This is a genomic window from Pseudoalteromonas sp. MMG013 (genome assembly GCF_018100885.1).
GTDB classification, from domain to species: Bacteria; Pseudomonadota; Gammaproteobacteria; order Enterobacterales; family Alteromonadaceae; genus Pseudoalteromonas; species Pseudoalteromonas aurantia.
In genome coordinates, this window is the sequence record NZ_JAGJEE010000020.1 from 18,344 (window position 1) to 31,474 (window position 13,131).

Annotated in this window: 15 protein-coding genes; 8 read left to right on the forward strand and 7 right to left on the reverse strand. The window is 43.2% G+C overall.

All coding sequences use genetic code 11. The features are described 5' to 3' along the window. The first annotated feature begins 2 nt into the window (after window positions 1–2). The gene (fre, locus tag J8L98_RS16670; protein ID WP_192506152.1) at window positions 3–716 is read left to right on the forward strand and encodes an NAD(P)H-flavin reductase; all 714 of its coding nucleotides are present in this window, start codon (window positions 3–5) and stop codon (window positions 714–716) included. 262 nt (window positions 717–978) lie between these two features. Continuing rightward, window positions 979–1,383 carry a CBS domain-containing protein gene (locus tag J8L98_RS16675; protein ID WP_192506153.1) on the forward strand — a complete coding sequence of 135 codons (405 nt, stop codon included), beginning with the start codon at window positions 979–981 and terminating at the stop codon, window positions 1,381–1,383. A 26-nt stretch (window positions 1,384–1,409) separates the two neighbouring features. On the opposite strand, the gene add is transcribed toward J8L98_RS16675, so the two are convergent. From add to cyaY, 7 genes are all read right to left on the reverse strand, one after another. Then, a complete protein-coding gene (gene add, locus J8L98_RS16680) occupies window positions 1,410–2,408 on the reverse strand; it encodes an adenosine deaminase (RefSeq protein ID WP_210997358.1) in 999 nt (332 codons plus the stop codon). Window positions 2,409–2,549: 141 nt separating this feature from the next. Next, window positions 2,550–3,656 carry a heme biosynthesis HemY N-terminal domain-containing protein gene (locus tag J8L98_RS16685; protein ID WP_210997359.1) on the reverse strand — a complete coding sequence of 369 codons (1,107 nt, stop codon included), beginning with the start codon at window positions 3,654–3,656 and terminating at the stop codon, window positions 2,550–2,552. Next, entirely contained in the window at window positions 3,653–5,440 is a 1,788-nt protein-coding gene (locus J8L98_RS16690; RefSeq protein ID WP_210997360.1) for a uroporphyrinogen-III C-methyltransferase, read from the reverse strand. Before J8L98_RS16690 ends, J8L98_RS16685 begins: the two co-directional genes overlap by 4 nt. A 1-nt stretch (window position 5,441) precedes the next feature. Then, complete coding sequence (gene hemC / locus J8L98_RS16695; RefSeq protein ID WP_210997361.1) at window positions 5,442–6,380, reverse strand: hydroxymethylbilane synthase; 939 nt, start codon at window positions 6,378–6,380, stop codon at window positions 5,442–5,444. A 20-nt stretch (window positions 6,381–6,400) separates the two neighbouring features. Then, window positions 6,401–7,252: a DUF2914 domain-containing protein gene (locus J8L98_RS16700; RefSeq protein WP_210997362.1), complete on the reverse strand. Its 852-nt coding sequence runs from the start codon at window positions 7,250–7,252 to the stop codon at window positions 6,401–6,403. Window positions 7,253–7,268: 16 nt separating this feature from the next. Beyond that, a complete protein-coding gene (locus tag J8L98_RS16705) occupies window positions 7,269–7,922 on the reverse strand; it encodes an alpha/beta fold hydrolase (RefSeq protein WP_192506268.1) in 654 nt (217 codons plus the stop codon). Further along, window positions 7,922–8,242: an iron donor protein CyaY gene (gene cyaY, locus J8L98_RS16710; RefSeq protein WP_192506159.1), complete on the reverse strand. Its 321-nt coding sequence runs from the start codon at window positions 8,240–8,242 to the stop codon at window positions 7,922–7,924. The genes J8L98_RS16705 and cyaY overlap by 1 nt, the downstream gene beginning before the upstream one ends. Before the next feature lie 121 nt (window positions 8,243–8,363). Here cyaY and J8L98_RS16715 point away from each other — a divergent pair, with 121 nt between their 5' ends. From J8L98_RS16715 to J8L98_RS16740, 6 genes are all read left to right on the forward strand, one after another. Next, a complete protein-coding gene (locus J8L98_RS16715) occupies window positions 8,364–8,567 on the forward strand; it encodes a lipoprotein (protein WP_192506160.1) in 204 nt (67 codons plus the stop codon). Between the two features lies 1 nt (window position 8,568). Continuing rightward, window positions 8,569–9,822, forward strand: coding sequence for a diaminopimelate decarboxylase (gene lysA / locus J8L98_RS16720; RefSeq protein ID WP_192506161.1), 1,254 nt, complete (start codon window positions 8,569–8,571; stop codon window positions 9,820–9,822). Between the two features lie 64 nt (window positions 9,823–9,886). Next, window positions 9,887–10,717 (forward strand): diaminopimelate epimerase, encoded by an 831-nt coding sequence (gene dapF, locus J8L98_RS16725; protein ID WP_210997363.1) that lies wholly within the window; start codon window positions 9,887–9,889, stop codon window positions 10,715–10,717. 20 nt (window positions 10,718–10,737) lie between these two features. Further along, window positions 10,738–11,373, forward strand: coding sequence for a DUF484 family protein (locus J8L98_RS16730; RefSeq protein ID WP_192506163.1), 636 nt, complete (start codon window positions 10,738–10,740; stop codon window positions 11,371–11,373). A gap of 4 nt (window positions 11,374–11,377) precedes the next feature. Further along, window positions 11,378–12,316: a site-specific tyrosine recombinase/integron integrase gene (gene xerA, locus J8L98_RS16735; protein ID WP_210997364.1), complete on the forward strand. Its 939-nt coding sequence runs from the start codon at window positions 11,378–11,380 to the stop codon at window positions 12,314–12,316. A gap of 48 nt (window positions 12,317–12,364) precedes the next feature. Beyond that, window positions 12,365–13,084 (forward strand): HAD-IA family hydrolase, encoded by a 720-nt coding sequence (locus tag J8L98_RS16740; RefSeq protein ID WP_210997365.1) that lies wholly within the window; start codon window positions 12,365–12,367, stop codon window positions 13,082–13,084. Window positions 13,085–13,131 lie beyond the last annotated feature (47 nt).

The following is a 13,131-nucleotide window of genomic DNA, read 5'->3' on the forward strand; positions in this document are numbered from 1 at the left end:
ACATGCAAACAATCAATGCTGACGTGATAGCTATCACGCCACTTACAGAAATTATTTACAAAGTCACGCTTAAACCTGCTACTGCAGCAAAGTTTGAAGCAGGGCACTATTTACAACTTGTGTTAGGTGAAAAAGACAAGCGTGCATTTTCAATCGCAAGCAAACCATCACAACAAAACGAGTTAGAATTGCATATTGGTGCATCGGCTGCTGATGCATACGCATCACAAGCGCTTGAACATTTGCGCCAAGCTCATTTAAACAACCGCCCTGTTGCACTTGAAGTTGGCTTAGGTGTCTCGCAATTACGCATTGATTGCCAAAGACCCATTGTCTTGCTCGCAGGTGGTACTGGGTTCTCGTATGTTAAATCAATGGCCGATCACTTAAGCGAAGTTGGCTGTACTCAACCAGTGTATTTTTACTGGGGTGTAAAAGAAGAGTCTGCGCTATATGCTAAAACAGAAATGGAAGCATGGGCAGCAACCAAAGAAAACTTCCACTTTATTCCGGTAGTAGAAAACCCTAACGAAGGTTGGGGAGGCCATACAGGCTATGTGCACCAAGCCGTGATGACAGATATTTCTTCTTTAGAAACGTACTCAATTTATATGGCCGGTCGTTTTGATATGATTGGTATTGTGCGTGATGACTTTATCAAGCATGGTGCCGTACGTGAGCACATGTACGCAGACGCCTTTGCTTTTATCAAATAATTCATAGCTCTAAGCAGTGTCATATCATACGGCACTGCTTACAATTCCACGGTTCATATATCGTCCCCTTTCAGTTTAAGTATTACTCAAGATTACATCGCATAGTAATCGGCCCATATTCTATCCCCTTGCGCCAAAACACATATTGAGTGTGATGAGCTTTTCTATCAATCCCTTTTTTAAATTGAAACAATCAATTTAATCAATTTTATTAATTAAAAATAACAGAGCATACTGAATTCATCAACACAGGAGCACTAGAATGAAAACTGTAAAAGAAATCATGACGACACATATTCCTGCAATTTATGCAGATTCCGAGCTCACAGAAGCGATTGATGAACTGCACCAACACACATTATTCTGCGCACCCGTTTTAGATGGGCAGCAGCACTTAGTGGGCTTTATTTCAGAGCAGCAAATGTTGGCCCCGTTATTACAAAGTAGCTATTTTTGCGAAGGCAAAATAATGGTTAAAGAATTGATGACCGATAATGTGGTGTCAGTCACTGAACACATGAATATTGTCGATTTAGCTCAGCAAATGCAAGGCAATAAACCAAAGGTTTATCCAGTGACATCAAATGGCAAGGTTATTGGCTTGGTAACAAGAAGCCAAGTCATAGAGGCGTTAAAACAAGACTACTTGAGCTGCTCAGTGCATTAAGCAGCTCAAAGTGAACTGACTGGCTATTAACTCGCTTTTTTAGCTAATAACGCTTTTTTATCACTGTCACTTAAAAAGGCAATTTCTAGTGCATTGCACTGCGCTTGTTCCATATCTTGCGTCGATAACCCAGCCTCAGGTGCGGCAACGGCATACTCATTATCAAGTTCAATACCTTGAACTGCAGGATCATCGGTATTAATACAGGCTAAAATACCATGATCCAAAAAGCGCTTAAGTGGGTGTGTGATTAGTTCAGCCACCGTACTGGTTTGAATATTACTGGTTAAACATGACTCAATACCAATGCGGTTGTCTCTTAAATAATCCATTAACTTTGGATCTTCAATGGCTTTAACACCATGACCAATACGTGTTGCGCCTAACTCATTAATGGCTTGCCAGATACTTTTTGCACCTTCCGCTTCACCCGCGTGTATTGTGGCACCTAAATAAGCATCCCTAACTTGCTTAAAATGATCGACAAATAGCGCGCCTGGATAACCCAGTTCATCACCGGCAAGATCGATAGCAACTAGATCGTTTTTGCATGCTAATAATGAATCAAGCTCATACTGACATTTATCAACACCGAAGGTACGCGACATAATACCAATTAGATTCACTTTAATATCGGTATTGTGCGTTGCCGATTTAATACCATCAACCACCGCCTCTACGACGCCTTGAGCGTGTAAATCATGTGTTTGTGCCATATAGTAAGGGCTAAAGCGCAGTTCGGTATAATCCATATTCTGTGCAATCGCATCTTCTACGTTTTCGATGGCAATACGGCGACATGCATCGTAATCACCAAGCACTTTGACACCCCAATCTAATTTAGCTAAAAATGCCATAAGGTTAGGAGCGTTATCGAGTACTCGCACATGTGGGATCAAGCCCTCAATATCCGTCGCCGGTAATGGCATATTAAACTGCTGACCAAGCTCTAAAATCGTAGTCGCTCTCACGTTACCATCTAAATGGCGGTGTAAATCAAGTAAAGGTAAGTTGTTATTGATCATAATTCACTCGGCTGCAGATAAAATTTTGCGGATCATACTTGCCTTAATATAAAGATCAAGGACACATGTCCATTTTTAGCACGGCTACCTAGTTATGCAAGTATAAAAAAACCAGCGTATTCGCTGGCTTTTTCTGAGTATTTATTTGAGAATCGCCAATTCATAGGCTTTCTGATACTGTTGGGTCTGCTCGTAACTGCGTAATGCTATACTCGTCCAACCAGTATGCCAATCGCTTTTATTTATGTTGTCAAAAATTTTGGCTGCGAGTTCAAAATCCTTATCAACATGGGCCATGCATGCTAAACACGCTAATAATTCAGCGTTATCGGGTTGTTTTTTCAGCTGAGCCTGTATGGCATGGGTTAATTGTAAATCACCTTCATTCGCAGCACTTATCACTGCCGACACATCGTGATACAACCCTTTCTTTAACCATTTTAGCAATGCAGGCTGTATCTGTTTAATTTGCCCACTCGCCGCCATTGATTGTAAATAAGACTGCTGTGCATACACTTTCAGTGCTTTAGGTAGCTGCTCATAGTACGCTTGCCCATCAGGTTGATTTTGCATAAAAAAACGCGCAAAGAAACGCTGCCAATGCTCCGCTGACCAAGTCACTTGCTTGTGTTTGTCGTTCAATGTCTTTATCAATTCAACATACTTTTGCTCTACCAATAGGCCCTCAAGGTAGGTGGCTATCTCGGTTGATTGTGGTTTTTTCTGCTGCATCGGCGTTTCAAGTAACACCAAAGCTTGCTCACCTTTGTCAGCCTGTAGCCAGAGCTTAGGCACTTTACTTTGTGCTTCTTCTGACATGGCGCTTAGGTGCTGTACCGCAGTTGCCTGCTCGCCTTGCTGTAAGGCAGACTTCGCCAGTAACGCATATTGATAATCTTGCCACTGACTGGGTGCATCATGCTTCTTAAACGCCACTTGTACTTGCTCATTATCATCATTAAGAGTCGCCCATAGCGCCTGTTGCCAAGCCTGAGAGGCTTTCATTGCACGCTTATGACCAAAGTGCCCCGTTGATTTACGATAAAGTCGCCAGAAAAATTTAATCGCCTTTACGACGAGCCATATGCCAATCGTTAGCATGAAAAACATAATGGCCATTGCAACTATCGTGGCTTCAATGGTCACATCGTTATACGCTATGAGCACATAACCCTTTTCGTCAATTAATAAATGCCCTGCTGCCATGGCAATCGCAATGGCGATAATTATTAATATCACTCGGATCATTTTAACCACCCCTGTACCGCTTTAGCTGAGCGTAACTGAACAGTTTGATTAAACGCCAATGATTGACCCTGCATCAGGACTAATTCGTCATGCATTGCCTGTACTGCTGCAGAGTCCATTTTAAAATAGCTTATTAACGTTTGTTGAGCACTCGACAAAGCACTAAAAAAGACACTGGCTTGCTTGTCCATCAAAGCACTCTGAGCTTGTGACAAGTGACTTCGTAGCTGCGCTTTCAATAATTGCTGTTCTTGTTTATCAAGTAGCGGGTCAATAACAGCAACTTCACGATGGCGAATCGTTATAAAGTCGTCTACCAAATTTTCCCATGTGCGTAATAAATTGGCTTGCCAGTCACTGACATCACTAGACAATTGTGCCGTAGACGCTGCTGTTTGCTCTGGTAAACGCAACGTTTGCAGCTCAAGTTCAGGTACCTGTGCGAGTAAACCATGTAACTGTAAATATCTAGATTCCAATTGCGGCTTAGCTTGTGCATTCAACAATGCTATATCTTGGGCAATTGCGCTCAACACGCCCGTGGTATTTGGTTCATGCTGCAACACATCACTCAATCTTTGTAGTACCGCAATGCTGCCCTGAAAATCTTGTTCCGCTGAGGCCTTAAATTGTGCCATCCTTTGTAAGTACAACACCTCACTGCTGAGTGCACCACTGACTTGTTGTTGGGCTGAGCTCAACGCCGCCTGCAGCTGCGTATCAAATTGCTGAGTCTGTGCTGCTAAGCGAGACTCAATTTGCATATCAACTTGTTTTTGCTGACTTTGCAATTGAACTAGTTGCTCACGAGTGGTGTTTAATTGTTCACTAAGTTGGCTATTTTGCTGTTGTAGTTGCGCAAGCGCAAGGTAGGTTTTATCGCTGATCTGCTGACCATGAATAATTAAGCCGGTTGTTGCTGTACCACCAGCTAAAGCAACCAATAAAGCCAATACGCCCACTTTACTGATTTTCTGTTTTACAGGTTTATCTTCTACCGCGCGTGTTTCGTTTTGCTGATTCTGTTGTTCACTCATTTGGCTACCTTGCTGTGTTTGTTCAGGCATAATACACTTAAAAATGGCCTCATCATTCGGCCCTGAAGCAACTGTAATATGGGAAGATGCGACCTGATGTTGTCGCATCAAATGATCGGCACTACGCTGACTCACCAAGTAAAAATGACATTGATTCAGCCAAGCCAACAAACCTTTATTGGTAGTATTAAATATAGCATCGATTGCCGCGTTACTGGTTATGACTATACCGTCAATCTTAGCTTCTCGCCAGTGGTCTAACCAGGTATCTGATGGTGCCAGCACTGGGGTTCGCCTATAAACAAGGCATTGATTTAATACTGCTCCACGCGCTTTTAGGGTTTTTGCCAATAATGTGCGACCCCCTTCGCCTTTCACTATTACAACCAGTTTATCAGCGATGGATTGTAATTGAGGAAGCGCTAACACCCCTTCAGAATCTTGCTGCACGGGCGTTTGGGCCTGGCGCGCATAGACTGTATCGATGGCCTTTGCGGTTTGCTCGCCAACAGCAACCAAGGTTGCGGTTGACGGTAATTGGGGTAAGTGTGCAGCCAATCCTTTCACAGCATCTTGCGAGATAAAGATGATCACATCCGCATCATCTATCGGCGACAACTGAGTGTTATTGACCGGCAACATTTCCAGCTTAAGGGCAGGTGTTTTTACAATATCAATTTGTTGAGCTATCAGCAGCTCGGCTAGCTGCTCGCCTTTTCCTTCAGGTCGAGTAATTGCAATAGCCATATTAAGCGTCTCTATATACCTCAGCTAAAATCTTATCAGCGCCTTGCGCTAATAATTGTTCAGCTAACGCAATACCGATTTGTTCTGCCTGCTCTACTGGTCCACTCGATTGGGCATGCAAAATTTCACTGCCATCCACCGCACCCACCAACCCGCGTAAATATACCATATCGCCCTCAACCTCTGCATATGCGCCAATAGGAACCTGACACCCCCCTTCTAGGCGGCGGTTCATGGCACGCTCTGCATTGACGCGAATACGAGTTGTTGTGTGCTCTAACGGTGCGAGTAACGCTTGTACACGCACATCATCGATACGGCACTCAATGCCAACAGCACCTTGCCCATTCGCGGGTAAAGACATTTCTGGTTCAATATAGGCCGCAATACGCTCTGGCATGGCCAATCGTAACAATCCCGCCGCGGCCAAAATAATGGCATCGTACTCACCGTTATCAAGCTTAGCTAAACGCGTATTCACATTACCTCGAAGATCTTTTATCTGTAAGTCTGGGCGTAATGCGCGAATTTGACACTGGCGGCGTAAGCTAGAGGTGCCAACAACAGCACCCTGAGGGAGCTCATCTAATGTTTTGTATTGATTAGACACAAATGCATCTCGTGGGTCTTCACGTTCACAGATTGTATGAAGTGCTAAGCCCTCAGGAAAATCTACAGGGACATCTTTCATAGAATGCACGGCTATATCTGCGCGACCATCCATCATGGCTTGCTCTAGTTCTTTCACAAACAAGCCTTTGCCACCGATTTTTGCCAAGGGTGTATCTAAAATAATATCGCCTTGTGTAGACATAGGTACTAATTCAACCGTTAAGCTCGGATGAAAATGCTCTAACCTTGCTTTTACAAACTCAGCTTGCCACATAGCCAATGCACTTTTTCTGGTTGCAATACGCAGGATATTTGTTTGTTCAGTCATGATTTGCCTTAACTCTGCCCTTATTGAGCATCTGGAATAATACGAAAAGATTTTTGTGCTAACAGTTGCCCTTGCTGGGTAACAACCTCAACACGCCATTGCCCAGTTTGGCTTGGCATAATATTTTTACTTGAGTAAGTACGATACCTCACTGCATTCACGGGCAAGGGAATTTCTGCCATCAACTGGTCTTGATGAAACCATAAGTGATGCACTATTTTGCCTTGCAAGTTTTTAATCTCAGTAAAGAAGTAAAGTTTTTCTGAAAACTGAGTACGCTTTAAGTTGTCATTTAAAACGTCAATCGGCTCGCGCTGTTCAATGCCCGTAGTCAATACAGCACGACTCACGATGTTTGTATCTATTTTTGCTCCAAGCGCCACATTAGCAATATGCGCTGATTCTGAAAATACAGTTTCAGTCACCATTGAGGCTATCTCCTGCTCAGCATCCTCTTCATCTGCTCCCTCTATGGTTTCACTCGCCACAGTGCGTGCTTTCTCTAGCGGTAATTCAGGCTGCACTTCAGAAACTACTAAGATTGCAGGAGCTCGTGCCACTGACACAGCTGTGATCTCACTGTCTTTGCCTACAACGGCTACTGTCGTACTTGCAAGCGCTTCATCACCTGACACACTCTCATCTGCCAAATGTGCTACAACTGTTCCCGCACTAGGGATGTTATCAGGCGCCTGTACATGCATTTCATCAGCGTTTACGACATTGGTTAAACCGTAAGTAACGCCCGCCGCAGACAACAACACAACACTCGATACCGCAAAAATACGGCGCCAGTGCCATTGATAACTTACCACTTGAACGGTAGGTGTCGTTTTAGTAACGGCCGTTTTGATGACTATCCGTTGTGTCATTGCTGCTCTTCCTCAATTAAGATAATGTGGCGATTAACCAATTACGGATCGCGGTTAACTCTTCATGGCATACTTGGTGGGCCATCGAGTAATCTTGCCAGCTTATGTCGTATCCTTGCCCACGCAGTGTATCGTAAGCCAATCGCCCTAACGACATAGGTACAACTTGATCTTGATTACCATGTGCCATGAAAATATTTAGTTCGGTTTGTACAGCTTCATTGGCTAACTTAGCAGGCGCGCACATATAAGTCGATAACGCCATTACACCAGCAAGTTTAACTGATAATCGCGGCGCAAGATGTAAAGAGATCACCCCACCTTGTGAAAAGCCCGCTAAAATAATTCTGTCAGGGCTAATCCCTTTTGCAATTTCAGCATCAATCAGTTGCTGCACTTTATCAGCCGATTCCCTAACACCATGCTCATCAGCACGGCTTTCTGCATCCATAGATTTAATATCATACCAAGAGCGCATTACCATACCACCATTAATGGTGACCGGTTGTTCTGGTGCATGTGGAAAAACAAACCTAACACCTAACTCATCTGGTAACTTTAATTCCGGTGCAATAGGTAAAAAACCTTCACCCGAATCACCCAAACCATGTAACCAAATAATACTGGCTTTATGCTCGCCACGCGCTGCATATTCTACAAAAGGCAACATTAACTGTGCTTCCATTTAATTTCCGTACCCGCTTGACGCGTTGCAGCATCGCACATAAATTGCCAAAACTCAGCACCAGAGCGGTTATCAATCCACTTGTCACCATGTAGCTCGAAGTGATGGCCATTAAACTTAGTTGCTACCCACACCTGATGTAATGGCGCTTGTTTATTAATGATAATTTTACTCTTATCGGCAAATAAGATCTCTAAAATGCCCGACGCTGACTCATAATCCAAGTCCGCGTCACAATCATCAATTTGATCTTCAATGGTAAACATTAAAGCTTCTGCTAGCTCATGGTACTCGTGATCTGTCATAGCACTTTCCTTTTTCAGCACAATTTATTTACGATGCAGCTAAAATACCTAGTCGCAATAGCTGCTTTTTTTACGAATTCTGTTACTCTGCGATTATAAAGGCACTGACATCATTAATCTAATGAAAGCGATACTCTCTCAATCAAGCATGTTTATTTTAGTCATATTAAGCGTTTTGACCCTAACTGGGTGCGGACAAAGTGGCGTGTTATATCTCCCTGAGCACGGTTCAAAGCCTGATCTCAACACCCCAAAAAGCGACGTTAAACCAACGCAGCGCAGCCATAGCGCAGATGTTGAACCAATGATAGAAAAGGAGCGCTAACATGGACTTTTTCCATTATAAAGATCAACAGCTTTTTGCTGAAGAAGTCGCGGTGACGGATATTGCTCAGCAATACGGTACACCCTGTTATATCTATTCTAGAAAAACTTTTGAGCGTCATTACCATGCATTTACCAATGCTGCCGACGGGCATCCACACCTTGTTTGTTATGCGGTAAAAGCGAACTCGAACATTGCCGTCCTCAATGTGCTGGCAAAACTTGGCGCTGGTTTTGATATTGTATCGAAAGGTGAATTGGCAAGAGTCATAGAAGCCGGAGGCGATACCAGTAAAGTGGTTTTTTCTGGGGTCGCTAAAACCTCCGCTGAAATTGAGTTTGCATTGGCACACAATATCAAGTGCTTCAATGTTGAGTCTATTGCCGAGCTCAAACGGATCAGTCATGTCGCACACGGATTAAATAAAACGGCCCGTGTATCTATTCGAGTTAACCCAGATATCGACGCTAAAACGCACCCTTATATATCAACAGGTTTAAAAGAAAATAAATTTGGTATTGATATTAAACAAGCCTTTGATGTCTATCAACTTGCCTACGCACTGCCTGCACTAGATGTGGTCGGTGTCGACTTTCATATTGGTTCACAGTTGACCGAAGTGGAACCATTTCTTGCTGCATTAGATAAAGTTCTTGCGTTGATTGAACACCTTAAATCCGCAGGGATTAACTTACATCACCTAGATATTGGTGGCGGACTAGGTGTGCCCTACGACAGTGAGAAACCACCGCATCCCAGTGCGTATGCGGCTGAAGTAAAAGCAAAGCTGACGAACTACCCGCACCTAGAATTGGTGTTTGAACCAGGGCGTGCCATTGCCGCCAATGCCGGAATTCTAGTCACTCAAGTAGAGTACTTAAAGCCAAGCCAAGAAAAGCATTTTGCCATTGTTGATGCTGGCATGAACGATATGCTGAGACCTTCTCTTTACCAAGCATGGCAAAATATTATTGCTGTTTCACCACGTAACGACGATACACCAACACATAATTACGATGTAGTTGGCCCTGTATGTGAAACAGGTGACTTCTTAGGTAAAGACCGTCCACTTGCCATTCAAGCCGGTGACTTACTGGCCCAGCGAAGTGCAGGTGCATACGGTTTTACAATGAGCTCTAACTATAATTCGCGCCCCCGCGCTGCTGAACTAATGGTAGATGGCGAAAAATGTTATGTGATCAGGCAAAGAGAGACACTACAATCATTGTGGCAAGGTGAGCAATTACTACCATAATTCATATATCGTAATAACAAAAAATCATGGCAAGGTGCCTTAGCAGGAGTAGTTTTAAAACATTATGTTTGTAAATTTTTCAAAAATGCACGGTTTAGGCAATGATTTTGTGGTGATCGATAATGTCACCCAAAACGTGTTTTTGTCTCGTGATCAAATAAAAAAGCTCGCCAACCGACACTTTGGGATCGGGTTTGACCAATTACTCATGGTTGAAGCGCCTTACTCTCCAGAATTAGACTTTCACTATCGAATTTTCAACTCAGATGGCTCTGAGGTTGAGCAATGTGGCAATGGCGCTCGTTGCTTTGCGCGCTTTGTTAGAATGAAAGGTCTTACTAATAAACATAAAATCTCGGTCTCTACCAAATCCGGTAATATCACTTTATATATGGAGAAAGATGGCCAAGTCACGGTCAATATGGGAAATCCGCACTTTGCGCCAAGTAGCATTCCTTTCAAAGCAACAAAACCAGAACTAACCTATATTATGCGCGCCGATGATCGTACTGTATTTTGTGGTGTTGTATCAATGGGTAATCCTCACTGTGTACTGGAAGTGGATGATATTGACACTGCTGACGTACCCATTTTAGGGCCTTTACTGGAACATCATGAACGCTTTCCTGAACGAGCCAATATTGGTTTTATGCAAATTCTCAACGATGAGCATATTAAATTAAGAGTGTGGGAGCGTGGTGCACAAGAAACCTTAGCCTGTGGCAGTGGCGCATGCGCAGCAGTGGTCGTCGGCATTGCACAAAAAAAGCTTGCCAACTCCGTACGAGTAGACTTACCAGGTGGTAGCTTACAAATACGCTGGCAAGGTGAAGGTCACGCAGTAAAAATGACAGGACCTGCCGAGCACGTATTTGATGGACAAACCGCGTTATAATTCACTTATGAGACAATAATATGAGCAAACAGCAATTCACGATTGATGAACAAAAAATTTGTGACTATTTGATACGTCACCCAGACTTTTTTACCAACCATCAATATGTATTGCTCGAGCTGGAGTTGTATTCTCAAAGCCAAGGGCTACCAAATCTCGCACTACAGCAGCAGCGTAAGTTACGGGAGCAAAATACTCAGCTGAAAACCCAACTTGCGACAACAGCTCGACTCGCCCTTGAAAATGAACGCGTATTTCGTCTATTTAGTGAGTGTCAGCGACAATTATGGCGATGCCATAGCTTTTCCGACCTCGCGACGCAGCTCGCTGATACTTTATGTCAGAACCCCAAAGTCATAGCGTGTGAATTACTGCCCTACACAGACCGATTACACGCCATTGTCGAGACTCGATTAACGCGGCAAAATTGTTACCTTGGTCGATTATCACAACAGGAACACAACTTAATTTGGCTTAAAGACAATCAGCTGCAAGCTCGCTCTGTTGCGTTGTATTTAATTGGTAGTGTTCAACACCCTGAGGCTATTTTAGCCTTCGCCAGTGATGATGTAACACACTTCAATTCAGACAACGATAACTTATTCATCAAGGAGTTTATTGCCTCTCTTGAACTGCGCTTGAGTGACTTGGCCTAGTCACATGCCGGCAACCAATACCGTGCTTAGCCAAGTTTGGCTTTCACCCGTCAACGATTTTATGGCATATCTAAAGCATGAACGGCAATATTCTCCACATACATTAACCCAATATAGCACCCAGCTCCGCCAAGCTGCCCAGTACTTTCAAAGCAGCAACAGCAACGGCTGGCTACATGTATTACCCGAACAAATCCGCCGATACAGCATGCATTTACGCGCTAAACAATACAACCCTCGCACAATAAACCTTAAATTAAGCTGTATTCGGAGTCTGTATAAGTTTTTAAAAGTAAAACATATACAAGAAGCAACAATCGCCAACCCAGGTGAAGGGATCAAAGGCCCCAAGTTTCAGCGCCCATTACCAAAAAACCTTGATGTTGACCAAATGGGTCAATTACTGAACATAGTTGCCGAAGATGCATTAGCATTGCGAGATAAAGCAATGATGGAATTAATGTATTCAAGTGGTTTACGTATCAGCGAATTGGTCAATGTCAACATAGGCGACATTCGTGAAGGTGAGATTCGTGTCTTAGGTAAAGGCAATAAGGAACGTGTGATCCCTGTTGGCACAAAAGCACTCGATGCATTAACAGCGTGGTTGACTGTGCGTTCTATTATGGCGCATGAAGAGGAACTCGCCGTATTTGTCAGCAAGCGTAAACAGCGTATATCTATTCGCCATGTGAGAGAAAGAATGAAAGAATGGGGCATTAAACAAGGGATCAGCACACCCGTTCATCCCCATAAGTTACGTCATTCATTTGCCAGTCATCTACTTGAATCTAGTGGTGATTTACGTGCTGTGCAAGAAATGCTCGGCCATACCAGCTTATCTGCCACCCAAGTGTATACCCATGTTGATTTTCAGCATCTCGCTAAGGTTTATGATAGAGCCCACCCTAGATCGAAAAAACAAAATAACGATCCGAAATGACAGACTTTTAGTATAATAACACCATCTCCTCATTCGAAATAAGTAACAATGCGATTTAATAAAGCCATAGATAGCATCAGTGTTCTCAGCTTTGATCTAGACGATACGCTATACAATAACCACCCGGTCATCAAAGCAGCAGTCCAAGCACAGCTAGACTATTTAAATCAAATAACACAATGGTCTCAACAAGGCCCTAATTACTGGTCACACTGTCGCAATCAAACCGTTAAACAAACTCCCTCCCTTGCCAATGATGTAACACGGTGGCGTAAGGTTGCATTGCAATATGGCATGTCTAAACTACCATTGACCGAGGAGCAAGCTCACCATTATGCATCATGTGCCTATCAAGCATTTAGTGATGCCAGAAGTAACATCACCGTTCAGCAATCTGTGCTCGACTTACTGGGTGCATTACGCACGAAGTTTCGCCTAATAGCAATCACCAATGGTAATGTTGAAATTGACAAATTTAATTTGCGTAATGAATTTGAACTCGTCTTAAAAGCCGGTCCTGACGGCGCGGCAAAACCCCATAGTGAACTATTTGACAAAGCCGCCGTCGTTTTAAATGTGAAAAAATCGGAGATTTTACATATTGGTGATAGCTTAGACAGTGATGTACAAGGTGCCAACTTGGCTGGCTGTAATAGCCTCTGGTTGAATAACCAACAGTTTAAGTACAAATACCTCGGCCTTCCTCACATCGAGATTAATAATATTAATGATTTATATCAATTAGTTAATACATCACCTTCTAAATAGAAATAACGCCTTTAGTTGCATTAACTGTGTGTTTAACGTACTAATAG

Bases quoted from the DNA above. Each gene is read 5' to 3' on its own strand.
- fre (WP_192506152.1), top strand. From the start codon at position 3: ATGCAAACAATCAATGCTGACGTGATAGCTATCACGCCACTTACAGAA.
- J8L98_RS16675 (WP_192506153.1), top strand. From the start codon at position 979: ATGAAAACTGTAAAAGAAATCATGACGACACATATTCCTGCAATTTAT.
- add (WP_210997358.1), bottom strand. From the start codon at position 2,408: ATGATCAATAACAACTTACCTTTACTTGATTTACACCGCCATTTAGAT.
- J8L98_RS16685 (WP_210997359.1), bottom strand. From the start codon at position 3,656: ATGATCCGAGTGATATTAATAATTATCGCCATTGCGATTGCCATGGCA.
- J8L98_RS16690 (WP_210997360.1), bottom strand. From the start codon at position 5,440: ATGGCTATTGCAATTACTCGACCTGAAGGAAAAGGCGAGCAGCTAGCC.
- hemC (WP_210997361.1), bottom strand. From the start codon at position 6,380: ATGACTGAACAAACAAATATCCTGCGTATTGCAACCAGAAAAAGTGCA.
- J8L98_RS16700 (WP_210997362.1), bottom strand. From the start codon at position 7,252: ATGACACAACGGATAGTCATCAAAACGGCCGTTACTAAAACGACACCT.
- J8L98_RS16705 (WP_192506268.1), bottom strand. From the start codon at position 7,922: ATGTTGCCTTTTGTAGAATATGCAGCGCGTGGCGAGCATAAAGCCAGT.
- cyaY (WP_192506159.1), bottom strand. From the start codon at position 8,242: ATGACAGATCACGAGTACCATGAGCTAGCAGAAGCTTTAATGTTTACC.
- J8L98_RS16715 (WP_192506160.1), top strand. From the start codon at position 8,364: ATGAAAGCGATACTCTCTCAATCAAGCATGTTTATTTTAGTCATATTA.
- lysA (WP_192506161.1), top strand. From the start codon at position 8,569: ATGGACTTTTTCCATTATAAAGATCAACAGCTTTTTGCTGAAGAAGTC.
- dapF (WP_210997363.1), top strand. From the start codon at position 9,887: ATGTTTGTAAATTTTTCAAAAATGCACGGTTTAGGCAATGATTTTGTG.
- J8L98_RS16730 (WP_192506163.1), top strand. From the start codon at position 10,738: ATGAGCAAACAGCAATTCACGATTGATGAACAAAAAATTTGTGACTAT.
- xerA (WP_210997364.1), top strand. From the start codon at position 11,378: ATGCCGGCAACCAATACCGTGCTTAGCCAAGTTTGGCTTTCACCCGTC.
- J8L98_RS16740 (WP_210997365.1), top strand. From the start codon at position 12,365: ATGCGATTTAATAAAGCCATAGATAGCATCAGTGTTCTCAGCTTTGAT.